This is a genomic window from Nostoc sp. LEGE 06077 (assembly GCF_015207705.1).
In the GTDB taxonomy this organism is placed as follows: Bacteria; Cyanobacteriota; Cyanobacteriia; order Cyanobacteriales; family Nostocaceae; genus Nostoc_B.
Genome location: NZ_JADEWI010000072.1, coordinates 18,009 through 34,973 on the forward strand (window position 1 = coordinate 18,009; position 16,965 = coordinate 34,973).

The window sequence follows — 16,965 nt, forward strand, 5'->3', positions numbered from 1 at the left end:
GATGTCTAGCAAAATCAATTTAGGTGTCTAAGACTGTCACGATCAACTCAGTCAGACCAAAATTAACCCAGCTAAATGCAGCGTTGAAACTAAGAACAGAACTGGGTTGTTCTCAAATTAGGAGGTTGAACTTTGACGAAGTTGAAAGTTGGTATTAATGGATTTGGTCGTATTGGTCGGCTAGTGCTGCGTGCTGGCATTTATAACCCTAACATTGAGTTTGTCGGCATTAACGACTTAGTACCACCAGATAACCTGGCTTATCTGTTGAAATACGATTCCACTCACGGTAAATTTAAAGGCAAGGTGGAAGCCAAGGAAGATGGCATTGTCATTGATGGACATTTTATTCCTTGCGTGTCTGTGAGAAATCCTGCCGAATTACCTTGGGGTAAATTAGGCGTAGACTATGTAGTCGAATCTACCGGACTCTTCACTGATTATGAAAGTGCCAGCAAACACCTGACAGCAGGTGCAAAGCGGGTGATTATCTCTGCCCCAACAAAAGATCCAGACAGAGTTCCAACTTTGTTGATGGGTGTAAATCATGACTTATTCGACCCCAGCAAGCATCTGATCGTTTCCAATGCCAGCTGCACTACAAATTGTCTGGCTCCCATTGCCAAGGTTATCAATGATAACTTCGGTTTAACCGAAGGGTTGATGACTACAGTTCATGCTATGACCGCGACTCAACCCACCGTAGACGGCCCCAGTAAAAAAGACTGGCGGGGTGGTCGAGGCGCAGCCCAAAATATTATTCCCTCATCCACAGGTGCAGCTAAAGCTGTGGCTTTAGTATTACCAGAGTTAAAGGGTAAGTTAACAGGGATGGCATTACGCGTTCCTACCCCTGATGTTTCGGTCGTTGACCTCACCTTTAAAACTGCAAAATCTACCAGTTACAAAGAAATCTGTGCAGCGATGCAGCAAGCTGCGGCAGGTCAATTAGCAGGTATTTTGGGCTACACAGACGAAGAAGTAGTCTCTACAGATTTCCAGGGTGATACTCGTTCCAGTATTTTCGATGCAGGTGCTGGAATTGAGCTAAACTCCAACTTCTTCAAAGTTGTTTCTTGGTATGACAACGAATGGGGCTACTCGAATCGGGTAGTAGACCAGTTGTTGTCTATGGCACAAAAAGAACAACTTTTGGCTGTAGCAGTTTAAAAAGTCTGAAGTGTGAAGTCTGAAGTATGAAATAAATACTTCAACTTTTACACTTCAGACTGCATAAAAAAGTGTTTTTACATACAAAAGGAGTGATATGAAGCACAAGTGATATGGATGCAGTAAGCAATTGCCCAAGGCATTTATATCGCAATATATACCTGAACCCTAATCCCTATGCGTCGAACCAAAATTATTTGCACTGTTGGCCCTGCTAGTTCTGCACCGGAAAAGCTGCAAGCCCTTGTCGAAGCTGGTATGAATGTAGCGAGGTTAAACTTTTCACACGGCGCTCATGAATTTCACGGACAAACGGCTCAGTATTTACGGCAAATTAGTGCCGAACGCCAAAAGCCAGTGGCAATTATGCAAGACCTTTGCGGCCCCAAGATTCGCTTGGGAACTTTACCACCAGAAGGGCTAAATGTCGAAGCTGGTGAAGAAGTCACATTTGTCTTGCAGGAAAAAGGCAATAGTATCGACGAACTGCCTTTACCCTTGCCAACTTTGTTCGCAATGGTTAGACCGGGGGAACCGATTTTAATTAATGATGGACGCGTCAAATTAATTGTCACCGATCGCGATGCTGATAAAATTCGGGCTTTGGTGAAAATTGGCGGTTTAATTTCCACCCACAAGGGAGTTAATTTGCCAGAAACACCATTACCAGTGAGTTCGATCACCGAAAAAGACTTGATGGATCTACGCTTTGGCATTCAGTTGGGTGTAGATTTTGCGGCGGTTTCCTTTGTGCGATCGCCCCAAGATTTAGAACCAGCCCAGCGAATGATTGAAGCCGCCGGGGCTTCTATACGTTTAATTGCCAAAATCGAAAGACCAGAGGCAGTTGAGCGTTTTGACGCTATCTTACAAGCCGCTGACGGCATCATGATTGCCCGTGGCGATTTAGGTGTAGAAGTGCCAATTCACGAAGTTCCCCTGATTCAAAAGGATATTATTCGCCGTTGTAATCAGGCAGGCAAACCAGTGATTACCGCTACCCAAATGCTGGAGTCGATGATTAATTCACCCGACCCCACCCGCGCCGAAGCCACCGACGTTGCTAACTCCATTTTTGATGGTACTGATGCCGTCATGCTATCTGGAGAAACAGCCGTCGGACAATATCCTGTAGCGGCAGTGCAAATTATGCACAACATCGCTGTACGGACAGAACAGGCTTTGCAAGAAGGTGGTAAGCATTCTTGGTGTCACGAAGCAGGCAGTCTCAGCGTTACCGAATCGGTGGCAGAAGCAGTATGTCGCATCGCTTATGAAACAGGCGCAAAGGCAATTCTTTGTAATACTACATCTGGCAGTACCGCCAAATTAGTTTCAAAATACCGTCCTTCCGCGCCAATTATTGCCCTCACCCCGGATGAAAATTCCTATCGCCAATTAGCGCTTTCTTGGGGAGTAGAAGCTATATTCATTCCCCCAGTTCATAACGCTGAAGAAATGTTTATTAATGTCGTCAACACAGTGTCAAACACGGGTTTGGTGAATGAAGGCGATAAAGTTGTCATTACTTCCGGCGTTCCAATTGGTAAATCAGGCACAACTAGTTTAATCAAAGTGCATTCTATTGGACAGCCAATTCTGGCGTGACGTAACTAGAATAAGGCTAAGGCTTCAGTCAGCAAAAGGCAATGATGAAGAAAAGTTGCCAAAATCAGAATTTTAGCAACCGTAGAGAGTGTAAATACATAGGGGAATTAGGTAAATCCTACACAAATCACCATCACGGAGTTTTTTATGTCTAAAAATTTACTAGAACAGTTGCGGGAATTTACTGTAGTTGTTGCTGATACTGGCGATATTAAAGCCATTGAAAAATTTACACCTAGAGACGCTACCACCAATCCTTCCTTGATTACGGCTGCGGCACAGATGCCAGAGTATCAAGACATTGTTGATGAGACTTTATTGCAAGCCAAAAAAGATGCTGGTGCAGGTGCTAGTCAAGCCCAAATTGTTTCTCTAGCATTTGACCGTTTGGCAGTATCTTTTGGTTTGAAGATTTTGCAAATCATCCCCGGTCGCGTTTCCACAGAAGTAGATGCGCGTTTGTCTTACGATACTGAAGCAACAGTGACCAAAGGTAGAGAAATCATTGCTCAGTATAAAGCCGCTGGTATTGGCCCTGAAAGAATTTTGATTAAAATTGCTAGTACCTGGGAAGGAATTAAAGCAGCAGAAATTCTCGAAAAAGAAGGCATTCACTGTAACTTAACTCTATTGTTTGGTTTACATCAAGCGATCGCTTGTGCAGAAGCAGGCGTTACCTTAATTTCTCCTTTCGTCGGTCGAATTCTTGACTGGTACAAGAAATCCACCGGACGCGACAGCTACCCATCTGCTGAAGATCCAGGTGTAGTATCTGTCACCACAATTTATAACTACTATAAAAAGTTCGGTCATAAAACCGAAGTTATGGGCGCAAGCTTCCGCAACGTTGGCGAAATCACCGAGTTGGCAGGTTGCGACTTGCTAACCATTTCTCCTTCTTTGTTGGGTGAATTGCAAGCCACTATTGGCGAACTACCCCGCAAACTTGATCCTTCCAAGGCCGCCAGCATGGAAATTGAAAAAATCTCCATCGACAAAGCTACCTTCGAAAAAATGCACACCGAAGACCGTATGGCTTACGACAAATTAGATGAAGGTATCAAAGGATTTACCAAAGCCTTAGAAGACCTGGAAAAATTATTGGCAGACAGACTATCTAGTTTAGAAGTAGTCGCCAGCCATTAAAATTTAGATTCTATGATCAAATCCCACATTCTGTATCTCCAATTAATCCAAAGGAGAAGGCGGAATGTGGGATTAAAGCATTTTGGTGAAAGTCAATCAAAGCCAGTTTTGCAAAGACTCAAACCGAGTAAATTCCGACTCTAGTTGCCATTGACTTCGTGCGCGATCGCTCTTTTGCAAAAAAGCACTGCACCCTGGAGAAACAGAGGTATTATCAGGGGTATCGCTGGCACAAGCTGGAACCATTGTTTTAAACTCAGACGACTTCCAGAGACTATTTCCGGCAGCGAAACTATATTCTAAGCTATTGCGAGCCAGTCGCTTGAGGTCTTTATATGCCAGCCCATATCTGGTTGCTGCTAACAGATACTCATGACTCAAATCGATGCGAGAAATGCCTTCATCATCGGAAGCCAGGGTCATTGGTACTCCAGCTTTCCAATACTCCATAAAAGGATGCTGATTTCCCTGGACATTCAAAATGACTTCATTACTGGTTAGGCAAATTTCAACCAACACGCCGCGTTGCTGCATTTGCTTCATCAACTCGAAGGGACGCTCTTCAAACAGAATATCCACACCATGTCCAATGCGAGATGCCTGTGCTACTTCTACAGCTTGCCGAATATGAAAACGTAAATGCTCAGTGGGAACTAACCCCAAGGTTAACTCTCCGGCATGAAGTGAAACCTTAACATTGGGATATTGACGTTTGAGAAATTGTAGCATCTGCATTTGCAGGGTGTAGTCACGGAGTGCGATCGGGTGATCCTCTGGGGCGACGAGATTGATTCCAACTACCTGCTTGGACGATGAAGCCAGTGCAAAGGCATAAGCTAACTGAGCAAATACTTCCACAGGTGATTTTGTTCTGGTCGTTTGTTGCAAATAGCGCACCGTTACTGTACATCCAGGCTGTGGCGATGAAGTGCCGCAACCGAGTGTTTTGGTAACTTCACCCTCCAACTGTGTTAATTGCTGACTGCCGAGTGTCACTAGCTCGGTTAATCCTCGCTTGAGCAATTGCTCGTGCATCGCTTGAAAATCTTGATTCCAGCCCACTTCACGCCCTAGTTGCCGAACCTCACTCCCCTGAACAGTCAGCATTAACTCTAGATAGTTAATATGTTGCGAAGCTGCCCGATTTGCTACTGACGCAACCATATCATCCCGACGACTCATAGAGTCGGATATTGTCCCAAAACCACTAAAAGCCTCAAAAAATTGGTCGTGTCCAGATTTTCCAGCAAATTGGAGGTTACGAGTAGACCAACGATTGATGAGGGAATCATAAACAGATGTTCGGTTTAACAGTTCTGAGGCGGGAAAATAGCTACTGTCCTGACCGCAAGCCTTGGGTTCAACTACAGTCCCCGCTTTTGGATTCACACAATACCCATCGGTTGCAGCCCAATCCAGATAATGTTCTGCATACACAGCCCCGCTGAGATGACTGTGAATATCTCCTCCCTTCGGCATTCGCTGTACAAATGCTCGTAAAGCGGCTGGCTGGGAGCGATGGGCTTCAAACCAACTAGCAGCTTGAGCTTCATTCTGAGTTGAGGATGGCTGCGAATTAGATGGGACTTGGGCTGCTACACTGAAGATAAAACAGCTAGAACTCGTTAATACTCCTAAAAAGAAATATAAGGGCGCTCGTCTATGCATATAGATTTATTTTTTTGTAAAACATTGACAGAATTATCTGGTCAAATTGCCGCATCATTTTAGCGTTGCTCTGCGTTAACACGCATTTAAACAGGATTTAGATTATTTTGCTGGAAGTGCATCAAAAGTTTTAGCCAACGCTTAGATGCTTAGAATACAGCAAAAAACATCTCGATTAATATTAGATGAAAGTCTATTGCATTTCTGATGAAACTTTGCTTTTGCGACTAAATTTCGATTATTCCGCAGTATAACCACTAAATTTGGTTGATTCTTAGCCGGTTGAAAAAGACTGAAGGCGATCGCATTGACCTCAGCGAGACAGAGGTGTGGTAAGTTAAGCCAAAATCAAGCCACAATTACCGCGCAAGTACCATGAAGATCAAACAGCCTTCGTTACCACCATGTTTGATATGTATACCTTGCCAAATGACTTTCCCGGATGTGATTTCCTAGCAAAAACCTGAATATCTAGAACAAAAGATGGGTAAGGATATAAGGTATAAAGCCAATGAAAGTACTGATATTAAATGCTGGTTCTAGCAGCCAAAAAAGTTGTCTGTATGAAATAGCCGATGATGCTTTACCACCAGAAGCACCTGAACCTCTGTGGGAAGGCAAAGTTAACTGGACTCAAGACCGGGGTGTGGCGGAAATTGAGGTTAAAACCGCTTCCGGCGCAACCTTGCATGAATCTATCTATGGTGATTCACGCCAAGCCCACGTTGCTTATATGCTTTATACTCTTAGCCGTGGTGCGACTAAAGTAATCAGCCAACTGTCAGAAATTGATGTGGTGGGACATCGGGTAGTTCACGGAGGACAAGATTACCGCCATAGTGTGGTGATTACGGAAGAAGTAAAACAAGCGATCGCACGTCTTTCCAATCTCGCCCCAGCCCACAACCCAGCAGCCTTAGAAGGAATCGAAGCAATTGAAAAAAGTTTAGGCGAAGTTCCCCAAGTAGCAGTATTTGATACTGGGTTTCATTCCACCCTCCCAGATGCGGCGGCGATTTATCCCGGCCCTTATGAATGGGTGGAACAAGGTATCCGCCGCTATGGCTTTCACGGTATCAGTCATCAATATTGTGCTGGAAGGGCGGCGCAAGTTCTTGGGAGAGATTTAGCATCGTTGCGAATTATTAGTTGTCACTTAGGTAATGGTTGTTCGTTAGCAGCGATTAAAGATGGTCGCAGTATTGATACAACAATGGGTTTCACACCTTTAGACGGGTTAATGATGGGGAGTCGTTGCGGTTCCATCGACCCAGGAATTTTAATTTACCTACTGCGTCAATCTAATTACTCAGCAGAAAGCTTGGATTATGTCTTAAATAAAGCATCAGGCTTACGTGGAATTTCGGGAGTATCCAGTGATTTGCCTAAAGTTATCGAAGCGATCGCCCAAGGTAATGACCGCGCCCAACTCGCTTGGGATATTTACGTCCATCGCCTGCGCTCAGGGATTGGTTCTATGCTTGCTAGTTTGGGAGGATTAGATGTATTGTTATTTACCGCAGGTATAGGTGAAAAATCTGCCGGAATTCGCCAAGCTGTCTGCGAAGCCTTGGGATTTTTAGGCTTGAAAATTGACCTAGAAAAAAATCAAAATAAACCTGTTGATCAAGATATCGCCACACCTGATTCTACAGTGCGGGTGTTAGTGATACATACCCAAGAAGATTGGGCGATCGCACAATCTTCTTGGCAAATCATGAAAGACAATACTAAATAGTTAGAAAAGTTTTTAGTAAGTCGCACCAGCTTTGAGCAAAATCTTCTTAATCACCTGATGTTTCTGTCCTGTATTTTCAGCAAAATATAAGGCTGTTTCACCATTTTCTGTTCTGCTGTTAACATTTGCACCAGCACGGATTAAGGTTCGCATTGCCCAAGGTTTGGAGCGGATAACGGCTTTCATGAGCGGAGTTAAACCATCTGTGTCAGAGAACTGGTTAATGTCTATCCCAGAAGCTACCAAAATATTAATTAACCTGACATTACCACTCTCTGCTGCCTGATAAATTTCCGTTCCTTTCCAAGAACCATATTCAGCACCAGCTTTCAGCAAGATTTTTGCAAAAATTGGTCGAATACTCGAATCTAAAACAGCATGGTTCAAAGCTGTGTATCCTTCTTGGTCTTTATAGTTGAGGTCAGCACCAGCACCAATCAAAGCCCGCAATGCCCTAGCTTGAAAAGCATAAATGCCAATTGCTGACATCAAAGGTGTTTGCCCATCTTCATTGAGGCGGTTTAAATCTGCGCCTAATTCTGCCAGCAACTTGATCATTTTCACATTGCCACAATTAACTGCACAATGAACAGCAGTGCTACCATCTTCATTTAAAGAATTAATATCTAAACCTTGTGCAACTAACTCACGCACTGTATTTGTATCACTTTCAAAAACAGCATCAAAGAATTTTTGTAAGGATTGATTTTCTCGTCGCTGTTTGCGAATTACTGCTTTTGGTAATTCTCTTTGGGCGTAGTCAAGTTCTTGAGGATCTGTAATTAAAGGGCGCAAGTAATCACAAACTTCCTGATATCCTCCATAAACTGCGGCTGAAAGCGGACTCATGTAACCATCATAGTCAATCCATAGATTCGGATCTGCGCCTGTTTCTACCAAGTAACGGACAATTCTTACTTCTCCTGTTCTAGCAGCAGCAATCAAAGGTGTACCCCATTCTGTGCGGCAATTCAAGTAAGCACCAGCCTCAATCAAAACTTCTAGAATTTTGATATCTCTACTCCAGACTCCATAAGCCACAGCATTAGATAGAGCATGAATATCAAATTTCTGTAATGCTAATATCTGTTGTACAATATTCAGCCTTCCCAAGCTGGCAGCCATTTCTAAAGCTTCTTTAAAATAGCGAGTTTTATAGTTTTCCGAGGTTGCGGTAATAGCTCGCACTAAAGTTGTTTTCAGTTCTATATCAGTTTCATCTAATAACCACTGTGGTTGCCATTGATAAGGGTGATTTTCTCCATATTGCATTGGCAGCGTTACGCCGTGGTAAGAATAAAGCCCAGTGCCATCAATAAATTTAATTGCCGCTTCTCCTTCGGCATGGAGGAGATTTTCGGAATCAAACAAAAACTGAGTTGGGCGATCGCAAACTAAACAAATGTTTTCAAAAGGAATAATCCAACCACACGATTGAACAAGTTGCTGAAATACTTCCCAGGCAGATTTATCATAAGGCTCAAATAGTGTATGACTGACTACAGAGAAATGAAAATCGAAGAATCCACCCTCACAGGCATACCAGTGAAGTGGAACAAACCAATAAAAGTCATACCAAGATGAAAAGGGTTCTGATTTACCTTCTAAAAAGTAATTTTTTAAACTCTCCGATAACTGCCTGTCTATTTCTGAATTGGCATCTGGTCGCAATTGAGAACTAATAAATTGATCCCAATGTCCAATAGAATTTTCATTGTTGATATAGAATTTCTTGTGCAGCTTACCTATTAATTGATTTGCGAATGATAAACCATCGTCAGTAAAATGAGGACTTTCATATAGGGGCTTCGCTACTGTTACTGCTGTATATAAACTATCGAATAATTGAATTTTTGGGGTTTGTAATTTCAGCAACTCATAAACAGATTGAACTGCTGCAATAGCTTTTTGAGGGTCAATTCGATTAGTAAAAAATGCTATTTCCTGCCATTTTTCTCGGTAACTTGGCATTAAAGATTCTTGTTCCGGTGTGATTTCATCAATGAACGCCATAATCTCACTAAATGCGGCTACTACTAATTTAGTGTTCCCTCATGCGCTTGGAAATTTTACTAATTTTAACGTGAGTTCGATGAACCTCTCCCCAACCCCTCTCCGCGTCGGAGAGGGGCATAAATCTTCCTAGTTTTTAAACGAAAAAACAAGTTTTAAAAGCCTCTCTCCTCGCAGGGGAGAGGTTTGGAGAGGGGTTTTTAACATCCGTTGAACTCACGAATAATTTAGAACTGCTATAGTTAGCACTTTCAAGTTACTTATCTGTCGGTAACTCTGCAACTATGGGCGAATGATTATTTGTAGGAACTGGTGGTTTATTCACAACTATGGGATGCGGATGCAGAGGTGTTGGTGTTCCTTCACTTTGCTTACCAGTTTGATTCCATAAAATCATGGAGAGTAAACCATCTACTAAACCATTGTTATTACCGTTACCGCTTACTAAAACTTCTGGTATCAGACGAACGTTGCGATCGCCGATAATTTGCATTAGTTGCATGGCTGTATAACCTTGAGAACCCAAGGCTTCTACACCAGCGCGGTAGCTTTCGGCTTTGGCGTTACCTGTGGCGCGAATTCCTTCGGCTTCGGCTATGGCGCGTAATTTTATCCCTTCTGCTTCCCCAGTGGCGTGTTGAATCTGCGCTTGGGCTTTGAGTTCAGCAATCTGCACGCTTTTTTCTGATTTGACCATTTCTTGTTGGATATCAGCCAATGCTGTTTCCCGTACAAGTAGCTGACGTTGAGTTTGGGCTACCTGCTGTACTTCGTAGGTTTTGCGTTGTTCTTCGGCAATTTTCCGGTCAGTTTGGGTTTGCATCAAGGATGCTGGCGGTTGAATATCACCGATTAAGGTATCAATTGCTTGCACATCATAAGCGCGTAATGCGGCGCGAATATACTCAGCCGCTTCCGCTTGGCGATCGCTCCGGGCGGTGAGAAAATCTAGTACGGTGTAATCTTGGGCTGAGTTGCGGAAATAGTTACCAATTGTCGGTTCTAATACATGGTCTACCAGATTTTGCATTGAACCAACGCGGGAAATTACCTTTGGTGCATCCAAAGCACCTACATGAATAATTTGCGCCACTTCCAAATCAAAAGCAAAACCATCACGCGATCGCACTGTTAAGGAAGCTAGATGAGCATCATAGCTGTGGCGTTCCGTCCGACTTGACCAATTCAACACTATGTTGGTTGTGGGAACCAACTCAATTTTCATAATTCGAGAGTTGATTGGATGCTTACCTGGATATAACGGTTCTATCCATACACCCTTATGTCCAGAGTTAACTAAGTTACCGTGAGTGAAGGCTGCACCGCTGACATCTTCTTGAGATTGACCAACAAAGGAAATCACCACACCGACGTAACCAATCGGAATTTCCGTCATTGGTACTGGTTCAACCTGCACAAACCAAGGATTCAAGTTCCACGAACCAGATAGTAGAATTTGCTCTTGCAGACCTCTTCGTCCACCAGCATCGAGAAATTTCTGCCCATTTTGGAAGTTGTTGTGGGCTGGAATGATTGGCCCAGCCAGTTCTCCACCTGGAATTGGTAAACCATCTAGAGTAGTGACAATGCCAACTTTATCAGATGCTAGGCTGTACACCCGCAACTGTTCGGCCTGCATATCGTTGTTTTTGGCATTGGCCGCCATAATTACCCGAAACAGCGCGGTGTTAATTCGGTAAGTACCCGCGGTGAGAAAACCCATTTGACGACCTTTTTCACCGCCGTTGCTGAGGAATTTTCGCGCATCTTGGAAATTGTCACAATCGATAATTTTACCCAAAATCCTTTCTGGTGGGTTGGATTCGCCATCTGCGGCGACAATCAAGGCAATTTCACCTTGGGGAACCACAATTACCGATTCTTTGCGAACTGAATATTGCCAAGGCCAGTAACCCCAGTGCCAACCAGGTGCGAGGGTATCAGCTTGCAAACCTGCTTCACCGTTGAGGGCAATTAATCTTCCGGGTGGTAGTCCACGTCCAGAAAGGGCAAATTTTTTCACTACTACGCCAACTTCCCGTTCACCAATCACCACCAGTCCACCAAAAAACAGCGGCACAAATATCACAATCCCACCAAGTACAACGATGGGAACCAGTGGCGCTATCTGCATTGCTTGATATGCAGGCTGGTTGGTTATGGGGAGTGTTTGACTTAGTTGTAATTTTTTTGAGGCGATTTCTATTGAATTTTGTGTTTCTATGACGGCTGCATTTGTTGAATTTATGCCGCCTGTGATGGCTAAGGCTGCTAATGCCGACAATCCAAAACGAATTAATTTATTTTGTTGACTCTTACCAAGGCAAGATGGAAAAGTTTTCATATTATGCGCCCTACTGGGCAACTAATCATCTAAGTTAACACTTCACTTGCCAAGGTCTGATTTTCTTAAACTTGGTGTAATTTTTTATATAAAGATAAATAAAAAAATTTGTAGAGCAAGCAGATAACCTACTCTACAAAATTGAAAATTACGAACAATGTTTATATCAAACCGCCAGCAGCTTGAAAACGAGCGCGGGCGCGTTTGAAGGCTTGTGTAGCTTGAATTTGAGCTTGGCGATCGCCTGCTGGTACTTGAGCTAGGCGGGTTTGGGCTTCGTTGTATGCTGTGCGTGCAGCTTCTACGTTAATGGTATCGCCACGTTCAGCACCATTGACTAAAATTGTCACTTCACCCGCTTCAACTTCTGCGAAACCACCCAAAAGAGCGATCGCTTGCCAGTTAGCATTTTTGCTGGGACGAACACGCATCACACCTGTATCTAAGGCTGTCAACAGCGGTGCGTGTCCACTGAGGATACCTAGCTGACCAGTTGTACTGGGTAAAATTACCTCTTCAGCTTCAGCATCCCAAACGGTTTTGTCTGGGGAAATTACACGAACGGTTAATGTCATGTTTCAGTTATCAGTTATCAGTTATCAGTGGGGAAATTATCAGCAAACAGTAATCGTTTTGATGGTGATCACTGTTCACTGATGACTGTTCACTGAATATTAGCCTTTGATCTTTGCAGCTTTGGCGATCGCTTCGTTGATATCGCCTACCAAGTAGAAGGCTTGTTCTGGCAGATCATCTAATTCACCAGACAAAATCTTCTGGAAGCCTTTAATGGTGTCTTCCAATTTTACGTATTTACCAGGAGAACCGGTGAATACTTCTGCTACGAAGAAGGGCTGAGACAAGAAGCGCTCAACTTTTCGGGCGCGGGCTACAATCAGACGGTCATCTTCAGACAATTCATCTAGACCCAGAATCGCGATGATGTCTTGTAGTTCTTTGTAGCGTTGTAAGGTTGCTTGAACAGCACGAGCAGTGTTGTAGTGTTCGTCACCAACAATGTTGGGCTGCAACATTGTCGAGGTAGAACCTAACGGATCAACCGCTGGATAGATACCTTTAGATGCCAAACCACGAGACAGTACAGTTGTACCGTCCAAGTGAGCGAAGGTAGTTGCCGGTGCGGGGTCGGTTAAGTCGTCCGCAGGTACGTATACCGCTTGAATAGAGGTAATAGAACCTTCTGTTGTCGAAGTAATCCGTTCTTGCAGCGCACCTACGTCAGTACCAAGAGTAGGTTGATATCCTACCGCTGATGGCATCCGACCTAACAAAGCTGATACTTCCGAACCTGCTTGTACAAAGCGGAAGATGTTGTCAATAAACAGCAGTACGTCTTGTTTGTTGACATCACGGAAGTACTCAGCCATTGTCAAACCAGACAAACCAACCCGCATTCTTGCTCCGGGTGGTTCGTTCATCTGACCGTACACCAACGCAATCTTCGATTCGTTGAGGTTCTCGTTATTGATAACCCCAGATTCAATCATTTCGTTGTAGAGGTCGTTCCCTTCGCGGGTACGTTCACCTACACCAGCAAATACGGATACACCGCCGTGCTGGGTAGCGATGTTGTTAATCAACTCCATCATGATCACGGTCTTGCCAACACCAGCACCGCCGAACAGACCAATCTTTCCACCACGTCGATAGGGAGTTAGAAGGTCAACAACCTTAATTCCCGTCTCGAAAACGGAAGGTTTGGTTTCCAGATCAGTTAGTTTAGGTGCGTCGCGGTGGATAGGTAAGGTTTCCTCCGCATTTACTGGCCCTCTGTTGTCAACAGGTTCGCCAAGGACGTTGAAAATCCGACCCAGGGTAGCTTTACCCACTGGTACACTGATGGCAGCGCCTGTATCGACGACTTCCAAACCGCGTACTAGACCATCGGTGGAACTCATCGCCACGGCTCGCACTTGGTTGTCGCCCAGCAATTGCTGTACTTCAACGGTGAGGTTGATGTTCTGTCCAGCTTCGTTCGTGCCTTTGATGGTCAAAGCGTTGTAGATTCGCGGTAATTTACCGCCAGGGAATTTAACGTCTACAACGGGACCAATAATTTGGGTAATGTAGCCTATGTTTGTTTTTTCTGCGGTGGTGACCATGCTGAGCCTAATGATTGAAGCTATATTTCAGATGAGGTCGTAGATGACAAAAGATTAAGCAATGTCATCTTTCACTCTAACACTCTGGGGCTACACATTTCTGTGATTAATTCCTTAAAAAGTATCTTGGCGGCCTTGGCTGCAATCCTCATTCTGACTAACTTAACTGGACGGCCAGCTAATTTTTCTGCATCTAACTGACCACTCAATTTTTCCCCAATCTCATTTTTTAGGCGCGATCGCTTTGGTTCGACACGGGTAAAGACCCACTGCCATAAACCTTTTCTGCATAAATCAGATCCCCCAATCACCTGTCGATGGCGATCGCCTGAAGATTCAAGTGTTGGCGCTACACCCAAGGCTTTCTGAAACCGACGCTGTGAAAGATAACGCTTGGTTGGTTTACCAGAGTTGCGACCGCGGCGTATTCTCACTTCCGGCTGTCCATCTACTAGGTAACTTTCTAACGGGTAAATCTGACTTAATAGTACAGCTTCTAGACGTTGACCAAAGCCAAATTTACTAAATACTTGGCGATAAGGTGTAAACCTAGAGTCGTTGAGTAATTGGTAAATTTCGTCTTCAATAGTTTGTTCTTCCCGTTGCAAATTACATAACCTTTGGGCGTGATACTTAACTGTGCTGGTAATGCCTAAACCTACCGAATTTTGGTACATAGCATCATAGCGAATTGATGATCGTTCACCTGCCAACCAACCCCAAAGTAATGGCACTTTATCTGACCGCCGGAGCGATCGCACTAGTGCTACCTCTGGAAATTGCCATGCTAAATCTTGGCGAATTCGATTGATAATTGGTGACTGTACGCGGTTTAAGTGTGCCAATCTCAGAACTAATTGCCGTAATCTTGTCGTTACATGATCACGAACTTGGAGAAATCGCCCTAAGTTGTTTTGATAATCCAACATATAACAGGCAAGTGCTAGAGCATCGGCATCATCATCTTTGTCGGGTAAATTCAAGTGATGCGCTCTGTAATTGCGTAATGCTTGATGGTCTACTAATCGCACTTCTACCCCAGCACGGGCTAAATGAGTTCCCCACAATTGGGCATAGTTAACGCCAGTTGGCTCAAGTATTGCAACAGTTGGCTTTAGTTCCAACATCGCTTTGATGCCAGCGGCATTGGCATCAAAGTGGTGAAACTGGTACTCGTAGTAAAATTGACGTGGTGAAACGGGCTTAGTCTCCAATAGACAAGCCGAAACTGAGGACTTGCTGATATCAAGTCCCAAAACTCTGATAGTCATTCTGTTTTTCCTGGGGTGGCTGTATAACCCTGTGAACAAAAGCCTATGAATCACCCGAAGGCCAAAGAGCCTCATTCACTCTCAAGGCATCCACAGCGCAAACTGTGGAACACAGGGGAAACAGCACAACAGCAGCACCGAGCTTGCGAAAGATGGAAAGCCATAAGCTTGTTTCACTGTCAAAGCCCTAAGTTACTGGCTGTCGTGCTGTGCGTTCTGATTTGGACTCAGACCGCGACCTGACCGGGTGTCAGGTTTCGCCGGGTGAGTCAGCCCGGCTCATCAGGCGGTTAGCGGAACAGTTCACGCAAATACCCTTCAGCCTCTCTAACAAGGGTTTGAGCTTTTGGATAAAGTTCAGCGTTGGGAAATTCTTCAGTATTCATAGTTGCTAAAGCTTTATCAATTAGAGCTTTGGCATATTGGCAGGAATGCCAAGTAATGTAAAAGTCCCATGATGGATCTGTTGATTTGTTAGTCTGTGGTTTAGTCATCGTCCTCAAGAAAATATGTAGTTAAATCGTTTTCAATAATTCCCTCTAATTCTCCTAATGCTGGTTCAAGTATTTCTTTGAGCCTTTTATCAGTGGAATCATCCGCTAATTCCACAGCAGAAATAAACTTGATTCCCGCTTCAATTCTGTTTTTGATGTCATGCAACTCTTGCCAGATTTCGTAATAGTCCCAAGCTGGATCAGGTTGTTGCGGTACGCTGTCTACATCAAATTCTGGATGAAAACCTCTTTCTAGAATTTCTCTAACATCACCAGTAAAGTAATTAATTATTGGCTGAATTGATTCTCTTACTACATCGCTACTCTCACCATTATTATTTGGATGCCGGAACGCTAATTGAATTTGAGCAATGATAAAAAAAGCGGCTTGCTCAGAAATCACAATAGGAATAGTTTTTAGGTTACTAAGCTGACCTAATGCAGCTTTGTACCTGTTAAATTCTTCTTCATTAAATGGGCTATTCATATTTAAAAATCGTTAATAGATTCGTTGTCACTAGATTCCAAGGGTGTCAATTTATCCTGTTCATTTTTAAGTTCACTCAGCTTTTCTTCAAGGTAGGAAATTTCTTGTCTAAGGTTGCTGGCTTTTTCTTCTAAAGTCTTAATGCGAGCAACAATGTCAACTTCCTTCTCCTCTCGAATTTTGCGCTCAACAATTTTCATGAGCGTCTCGGTTGCAGCGTCTAGATTATCGAATGGTTCAACCTCAGCAGTCATCTCTAACCGCTTGCTTTCGTAGTTCCCAAGACTTAAAACCCGTTGGTAGGTTATGGTTTTTATTTGCATAGGATTGTGTTATTTTTTACAACGTACAGCCAAACCGATAAACTATGTATGTTGAGCGATCGCAATTCCTGATGCTGCGATCGCTTTTCAAATTAATTACCGAATTCCCTCCTGAGTTGCTCAATAAGCTTCATTCCCTGGTCGTAACGCTTGCCTGTATACCCTAAAATTTCGGTGGCAATCGTGCTGTCAGATTTTCCCGCCCCAAATTTCTGAATTAACCGCCAAAGTAGGCGATTTTCATCCGCAACAATTTCGCCAAAATCCTCTTCCTGAGCCGATTTCAGCGATTGTTCTGGGTGATTTTTGGGGTTAATCGGGTTGTCATAGTATGGTTGGACTATGGTCGAACCACCGCGCAGCGCTGCGGCTTTCATCTCGCGGTATGGGGGGAGTTTACACGGCTGATCATCTAGTAAACAGTGCGACTGGTCGGCTTTTAACCAGTCAATAAGCTGTTGATTTTTCAAGCTTTTGGCGTGTGCAAGTGCCTTTTTACCTAGCCGAATGCGATAAAAAGCATCGGCTAAATCTGATTTACCTTCAATTCCCCAGGCGGCTACCCGGTCATACTGGCTGA

13 protein-coding genes and 1 pseudogene are annotated in these 16,965 nt (G+C 43.9%); 4 read left to right on the top strand and 10 right to left on the bottom strand.

Annotated elements, in window-relative coordinates; genetic code table 11:
• Positions 1 to 132: 132 nt before the first annotated feature.
• The 3 genes from gap to IQ244_RS28525 all read left to right on the top strand — a co-directional run bounded on the left by gap (position 133) and on the right by IQ244_RS28525 (position 3,924).
• Complete coding sequence (gene gap, locus IQ244_RS28515; protein ID WP_193900066.1) at positions 133 to 1,170, top strand: type I glyceraldehyde-3-phosphate dehydrogenase; 1,038 nt, start codon at positions 133 to 135, stop codon at positions 1,168 to 1,170.
• 177 nt (positions 1,171 to 1,347) lie between these two features.
• Positions 1,348 to 2,778 (top strand): pyruvate kinase, encoded by a 1,431-nt coding sequence (pyk, locus tag IQ244_RS28520; protein WP_193900067.1) that lies wholly within the window; start codon positions 1,348 to 1,350, stop codon positions 2,776 to 2,778.
• Positions 2,779 to 2,925: 147 nt separating this feature from the next.
• Positions 2,926 to 3,924, top strand: a complete 999-nt coding sequence (locus tag IQ244_RS28525; protein WP_193900068.1) for a transaldolase — start codon at positions 2,926 to 2,928, stop codon at positions 3,922 to 3,924.
• Between the two features lie 96 nt (positions 3,925 to 4,020).
• On the opposite strand, the gene IQ244_RS28530 is transcribed toward IQ244_RS28525, so the two are convergent.
• Positions 4,021 to 5,592, bottom strand: coding sequence for an adenosine deaminase (locus IQ244_RS28530; RefSeq protein ID WP_193900069.1), 1,572 nt, complete (start codon positions 5,590 to 5,592; stop codon positions 4,021 to 4,023).
• A gap of 511 nt (positions 5,593 to 6,103) precedes the next feature.
• Here IQ244_RS28530 and IQ244_RS28535 point away from each other — a divergent pair.
• Positions 6,104 to 7,330 carry an acetate kinase gene (locus tag IQ244_RS28535; protein ID WP_193900070.1) on the top strand — a complete coding sequence of 409 codons (1,227 nt, stop codon included), beginning with the start codon at positions 6,104 to 6,106 and terminating at the stop codon, positions 7,328 to 7,330.
• Positions 7,331 to 7,342: 12 nt separating this feature from the next.
• On the opposite strand, the gene IQ244_RS28540 is transcribed toward IQ244_RS28535, so the two are convergent.
• The 9 genes and pseudogenes from IQ244_RS28540 to IQ244_RS28580 all read right to left on the bottom strand — a co-directional run.
• Complete coding sequence (locus IQ244_RS28540) at positions 7,343 to 9,343, bottom strand: ankyrin repeat domain-containing protein (RefSeq protein ID WP_193900071.1); 2,001 nt, start codon at positions 9,341 to 9,343, stop codon at positions 7,343 to 7,345.
• Between the two features lie 256 nt (positions 9,344 to 9,599).
• Complete coding sequence (locus IQ244_RS28545; RefSeq protein ID WP_193900072.1) at positions 9,600 to 11,687, bottom strand: SPFH domain-containing protein; 2,088 nt, start codon at positions 11,685 to 11,687, stop codon at positions 9,600 to 9,602.
• 161 nt (positions 11,688 to 11,848) lie between these two features.
• Positions 11,849 to 12,262, bottom strand: a complete 414-nt coding sequence (gene atpC, locus IQ244_RS28550) for an ATP synthase F1 subunit epsilon (RefSeq protein ID WP_015115188.1) — start codon at positions 12,260 to 12,262, stop codon at positions 11,849 to 11,851.
• Positions 12,263 to 12,361: 99 nt separating this feature from the next.
• Positions 12,362 to 13,810, bottom strand: a complete 1,449-nt coding sequence (atpD, locus tag IQ244_RS28555) for a F0F1 ATP synthase subunit beta (RefSeq protein ID WP_193900073.1) — start codon at positions 13,808 to 13,810, stop codon at positions 12,362 to 12,364.
• A 71-nt stretch (positions 13,811 to 13,881) separates the two neighbouring features.
• Positions 13,882 to 15,081 (bottom strand): IS110 family transposase, encoded by a 1,200-nt coding sequence (locus tag IQ244_RS28560; RefSeq protein ID WP_193900074.1) that lies wholly within the window; start codon positions 15,079 to 15,081, stop codon positions 13,882 to 13,884.
• A 290-nt stretch (positions 15,082 to 15,371) separates the two neighbouring features.
• Positions 15,372 to 15,575: a hypothetical protein gene (locus IQ244_RS28565; RefSeq protein WP_193900075.1), complete on the bottom strand. Its 204-nt coding sequence runs from the start codon at positions 15,573 to 15,575 to the stop codon at positions 15,372 to 15,374.
• On the bottom strand, positions 15,568 to 16,062 hold the full coding sequence (locus IQ244_RS28570; protein ID WP_193900076.1) for a hypothetical protein: 495 nt from the start codon (positions 16,060 to 16,062) through the stop codon (positions 15,568 to 15,570). Before IQ244_RS28570 ends, IQ244_RS28565 begins: the two co-directional genes overlap by 8 nt.
• Positions 16,063 to 16,064: 2 nt before the next feature.
• A complete protein-coding gene (locus IQ244_RS28575) occupies positions 16,065 to 16,385 on the bottom strand; it encodes a hypothetical protein (protein ID WP_193900077.1) in 321 nt (106 codons plus the stop codon).
• Between the two features lie 92 nt (positions 16,386 to 16,477).
• Positions 16,478 to 16,965: pseudogene (locus tag IQ244_RS28580) on the bottom strand (hypothetical protein); the annotation flags it as partial.